1 tRNA gene and 1 rRNA gene are annotated in these 650 nt (G+C 59.8%); both read right to left on the bottom strand.

Features of this window, described 5'->3' with window-relative positions:
* Positions 1-13: 13 nt before the first annotated feature.
* A tRNA-Met gene (locus ACFQU1_RS22175) sits at positions 14-90 on the bottom strand.
* Positions 91-361: 271 nt separating this feature from the next.
* Positions 362-476 (bottom strand): 5S ribosomal RNA (gene rrf, locus ACFQU1_RS22170).
* Between the last annotated feature and the right edge of the window lie 174 nt (positions 477-650).

The following is a 650-nucleotide window of genomic DNA, read 5'->3' as shown; positions in this document are numbered from 1 at the left end:
TCGCAAGAATCGTTGGTTGCGGGGACAGGATTTGAACCTGTGACCTTCAGGTTATGAGCCTGACGAGCTACCGGGCTGCTCCACCCCGCGTCAACTGATGTCTGGCGTTGGTGGGCAGCCCGGTTTTATGGGTACCCGCCTTCGCTTCCGCTTCGTTATTGTCCCATCTTCGCTGTCGCTCGATGGGGCGGGATGCTGCTCCACCCCGCGTCAACTGTGTTTTGGCGTTTGTTTGATCGGCGCATGTACGGGGTATGGATCCCTGGCATGCGCGGATGCTTCAAAAGCGAATGCGGCGCTTTGCCTTTTGGGCGGAGCGCCGCTTGTGATCGTTTGGAGGGAATTCCTCTGTCCTTGGCAGGCCCGGCAACGACCTACTCTCCCGGGTCTTGAGACACAGTACCATCGGCGCTGAGGAGTTTAACGGCCGAGTTCGGGATGGGATCGGGTTTGGGCTCCTCGCTCCAGCCACCGGGCCGGCGAAGGACAGAGGGATGGGCCGTCGGCAAGGGACAGTCGGCAGTCGAAGACTGCGTCCTGTCCGAGCGGACGACCTGTTCGGCAAGCATTTGATGGTCGGTAAGGCTGGCAGCAATCATTATTCGACTGCCGACGGCCTGGTCTTTCGATTGCCGCTTTTGAGCGGACAT

Source organism: Chelatococcus sp. GCM10030263 (assembly GCF_042666455.1).
GTDB lineage: Bacteria > Pseudomonadota > Alphaproteobacteria > Rhizobiales > Beijerinckiaceae > Chelatococcus.
This window is presented reverse-complemented; position numbering and strand designations above follow the sequence as displayed.